Source organism: Flavobacterium sp. UBA4854 (genome assembly GCF_002399805.1).
GTDB lineage: Bacteria > Bacteroidota > Bacteroidia > Flavobacteriales > Flavobacteriaceae > Flavobacterium > Flavobacterium ginsengisoli.
Map to the genome: position 1 here is coordinate 59004 of NZ_DHEI01000028.1, position 4570 is coordinate 63573.

Here is a 4570-nt window from a genome sequence, read left to right on the forward strand (position 1 = left end):
GCTTCACCAATGCTAATAAGATGTTTTAATTTTAAAGTAGCATCAGTACCATTAGAAACAAGCTCGCGCAAGAAAATTTCGTGGTCGCTGTATAAGAACTTTTTAATTAAGGGAAAAATGTTTTCTACTGAAACATTAATTTTACCTGTTGCCATATTTTTTAATTTTTGAGTTTTAATTTGATGATTTTCATTTGTTCAAATAAAATACCAATTCTATTTTGGGTGACAAAATGGCGGAAATGTTAATTTTGAAAGAAAATAAATAGATTCTAAAACGAAAAATATCTCAATGAATCGTATATTTGTGGTACAATAATTGTTAAAAAGGCAAGTATTAATCTAAAAAAAATTGTACAAAATGAAGAAGAGTATTTTTATATGCTTGATTGCCGCTATTTTTTTTGCGTGTAAATCAGCTTCGTCAACAGCTTCATCTTCTGAGGCTACTACGCTTTCAACAAAACTTGACAAATCGACTCAAGTAGCGTTAAAAGGAAATTGGGTGCTTACCAATGTTTCTTACCCAGGTTCTGATTATATCAAAGTAAATTCATTTGATCTTGCAGATTCAAAATGTTTTATTGGAAGTACTTGGAGCTTTATTTCAAACAACAATAAAGGAAATATGGCTTTAACTTCTCCGAGTTGTACTGGATTTTCTTCGCCAATTGTATGGAGCATTAACAATCAAGGCTTATTTGTATTAAAGATTCTTAATGCAGGTGAAAAAGCAAAGAAAGTAAGAGATGGCTATTTGCTTAAAGTTGCAGGTGTAACTGAAAGTTCTTTTCAGTTAGTTGATAATATCAATGTTGGAGGTCAGGTAAAAGATGTAGTTTACCAATTTCAAAGAGCTAATTAATATTTTAAAGATATAGAAAATGAGAAAGATAACGGTTTTAGGTTTAAGTAGTTTAATGGTTATAGCTAGTTTTTTTACAAGCTGTGATTCGGTAAAAAACGCAAATAATACACAAAAAGGAGCCGGAATTGGTGCAGTTGCAGGAGGTGTAATTGGTGCTGTATTGGGAAATAATATCGGTCGAGGCGGAAACGCTGCTTTAGGTGCTGCAATTGGAGCTGCTGTAGGTGGTGGAACTGGAGCATTGATCGGAAACAAAATGGATAAACAAGCTCGTGAAATTGATCAAGCTTTGCCAGGTGCTTCTGTTGAAAGAGTTGGAGAAGGAATTCACTTGACATTGAATGAAAATGCAGTGCGTTTTGATACTAACAAATCAACTTTGACATCTCAAGCAAAAGCTAATTTGGATAAACTGGTTCCTGTATTTAATGAGTATGGTGATACAGATATTCAAATTTTTGGTTACACAGATAACACTGGAAAACCAGAGTATAACTTAACGCTTTCAGGACAAAGAGCTGCTTCTGTGCAAGCGTATTTAGTTTCAAAAGGATTAAAAGCAAGCCGTTTCAAAACTTCAGGTTTAGGAATAGCTGACCCAATTGCAACAAATGATACTCCAGAGGGAAGAGCGCAAAACCGTCGTGTTGAATTCTCAATTACAGCAAACGACAAAATGGTAAACGATGCTAAAGCAGAAGCTGGAAAATAAGTTTCTAAATAAAATAAATCATAAAAAAAGCTGTTTCAATAATTGAAGCAGCTTTTTTTTGACTTTAGAAATTAAACATTGTAAATTTGACGTCTCATATTACAACTCATGCTTGACATTCAAAATATATCTTTTTCGTACACCGAAAGCCCCGTTATAAAAAATATTTCCTTTTCTATTGAAAAAGGTCAGAACGTTGCCATTATTGGCGAGAGTGGTTGCGGAAAAAGCACACTGCTCAAGCTTATATATGGACTATATGATTTGAACGAGGGAAACATTTTTTATGGCGATAAACCTATCTTGGGACCAAAATTTAATTTGATTCCAGGAATGCCTTATATGAAATATTTGGCACAAGATTTTGATTTGTCTCCATATGAAACGGTAGCAGAAAACGTGGGCAAATTTCTATCTAACGGTTTTGCAAACATGAAAAAACTTCGTGTTCAGGAATTGTTAGAGATGGTAGAAATGGATCAGTTTGCCAATGTTAAGACCAAATTCTTAAGTGGAGGACAGCAACAAAGAGTTGCTTTGGTTCGAGTTTTGGCTTTAGAGCCAGAAGTAATTTTGTTAGACGAGCCATTTAGTCAGATTGATGCTTTTAGAAAAAATGCTTTGCGCCGTAATTTATTCCGTTACCTAAAGCAAAAAGGAATTACTTGTATTATTGCAACGCATGATAGTACAGATGCTTTGTCTTTTGCAGATCAAGCAATAGTAATGAGAAATGGAGAAGTATTGGTAAAAGATGATCCTTCAAAAATATACGAAGATCCAAAGGTTAAGTACGTGGCTTCTTTGTTTGGAGAAGTAAATGAAATTCCGACTCATTTATTATTGTCTTATCCAGACGAAACGCATAAAACGCTAGTTTATCCGCATCAATTTAAAATGGTTTCGGAGTCAAAATTAATGGTAAAAATTAGGAGAACGTATTTTAGAGGAAGCCATTATTTAATTGAAACCGTTTATAAAAGACAATTAATATTCTTCGAGAGCGAAATTGATCTTCCACTCGAACAGGAAATTTTTCTTGGCTTGAATTATTTATAAAAAACAACCCGGCAATTAGAAATTGTCGGGTTTGTTTTATGTGTTTAACTTTCAAATAATAAAATAAGAACAAAAATGCAAGATGCTGATTTTTTATTAAATAAATTGACATCAATGCCTTCTTCTTGGAGTGTAGAAAGTGTTGCATCATGGCTGGAAGATGTTAATGATATTGATATGTTTGAAAAATTAGAATCGCTTCTTGATACAGATTTATCTAAAAATCAATGGAGAGGTGTTCTTACTTTTTTGAATCAGAAATATGCAAATAGTGTAGAACCTACACATGACTTTAATAATGCATTTGAAAAATTTTCAGATAATATTATCTTAGATAAACTTAGTAGCGTGTATTTGCTGGATGATAAGAGTAAAGTTATTGATTTTTCAAAGCTATCAAATCTAAAGAAAGCAAAAGCAGTTATGGCATATCAATGTCAAGAACTCACATTTAATAATCCTGACTTAGAAATGTTAAATGCTGTTTTTTTGCCTAAATTAAATAAAATTACAAATCTTCAAAGCGCAATTGACCTGAGATATTTGACAATTGTAAAATGTAATAAATTGAATGATTTTAGTTTTCTTGGTCAGCTGAAGAAATTAATCTATTTAGATCTCTCAAATAATAAATTGATTGAAAATCTTGATTTTATTCCGGAAGATAGTCAAATAAAGGTTTTATACTTGCTTGAAAGCAATATTATAAAAAATAAAGAAACTATTGCTCGATTGTCTTTGATGAAAAACCTGAAATATCTTTATATAAAGGCAAACAAACTTGAAAAAAAAGAATTAAGAGAATGTTTGCCAAATTGTTTTGTTAATGGTGAGGAGCCTGTGGCAGGACAATTATAACGGAAAACCATTTCTTATTTTTTGATTTGTATGACTCTGTCTAAAATATTTTAGCTGTGACTTGTTTTTAATTGTTATTTTTCATTCTTTTCAACGATTTGCCTTAAAAACTGTTTTTTCGAAAAGTAAATGTTTTTAAATAGTCTGATAATTAAAGTATATTAAATTGCTAATAACGAAAAAAATAGTATTTTGTGTGCGTATATTTTAAAGTATGCGTAAATTTGCAATCCAATTTTTTAATAAATAATAATAGATTATGTATCATTCAAAAATAGCTGGTTTAGGATATTATGTTCCTTCTAATGTGGTGACTAACGATGATTTGTCTAAGATCATGGATACTAATGACGAGTGGATTCAGGAAAGAACAGGAATTCAAGAAAGAAGACACATTATCCGTGGAGAAGACACTACGACTTCAATGGGAGTAAAAGCAGCTAAAATTGCAATCGAGCGTTCTGGTGTATCCAAAGAAGATATTGATTTTGTAGTTTTTGCTACCTTAAGCCCAGATTATTATTTTCCAGGGCCAGGTGTTTTGGTTCAAAGAGACTTAGGTCTAAGAACAGTTGGTGCATTAGATGTTAGAAATCAATGCTCAGGCTTTGTTTACGCAATTTCTGTTGCAGATCAATATATCAAAACCGGAATGTATAAAAATATTTTGGTAATTGGTTCTGAGGTTCATTCTACAGGACTAGACATGACAACCCGCGGACGCGGAGTTTCTGTAATTTTTGGTGATGGAGCAGGAGCAGCAGTTTTAAGCCGTGAAGAAGATTTAACAAAAGGAATTTTATCTACACATTTACATTCTGAAGGCCAGCATGCTGAAGAGTTAGCATTGCAAGCACCAGGAATGGGAGCGCGTTGGGTAACCGATATTATTGCNNCAGGCTGAGCGGAGTCGAAGCCTACATTCCAATTGTTACGTTCTTTTATTTAATGTTTTGAGTTAAATTTCTTACTTTTATTTTTTTTGAAAATAGAAACTATGAAAAGATATTATGTATACATTTTGAAATGTTCTGATGGAAGTTATTACACAGGAATGACAAATGATATAAATAG

Annotated in this window: 4 protein-coding genes and 1 pseudogene; all 5 read left to right on the top strand. The window is 32.3% G+C overall.

All coding sequences use genetic code 11. The features are described 5' to 3' along the window. Positions 1 to 360: 360 nt before the first annotated feature. Positions 361 to 864: a lipocalin family protein gene (locus tag B3J44_RS03570; protein ID WP_286965827.1), complete on the top strand. Its 504-nt coding sequence runs from the start codon at positions 361 to 363 to the stop codon at positions 862 to 864. 19 nt (positions 865 to 883) lie between these two features. Then, positions 884 to 1579, top strand: a complete 696-nt coding sequence (locus B3J44_RS03575; RefSeq protein WP_198858426.1) for an OmpA family protein — start codon at positions 884 to 886, stop codon at positions 1577 to 1579. Between the two features lie 108 nt (positions 1580 to 1687). Continuing rightward, positions 1688 to 2638, top strand: coding sequence for an ABC transporter ATP-binding protein (locus B3J44_RS03580; RefSeq protein WP_286965829.1), 951 nt, complete (start codon positions 1688 to 1690; stop codon positions 2636 to 2638). A gap of 75 nt (positions 2639 to 2713) precedes the next feature. Next, entirely contained in the window at positions 2714 to 3496 is a 783-nt protein-coding gene (locus tag B3J44_RS03585) for a hypothetical protein (RefSeq protein ID WP_286965830.1), read from the top strand. 259 nt (positions 3497 to 3755) lie between these two features. Continuing rightward, positions 3756 to 4388: pseudogene (locus tag B3J44_RS03590) on the top strand (3-oxoacyl-ACP synthase III family protein); the annotation flags it as partial. Between the last annotated feature and the right edge of the window lie 182 nt (positions 4389 to 4570).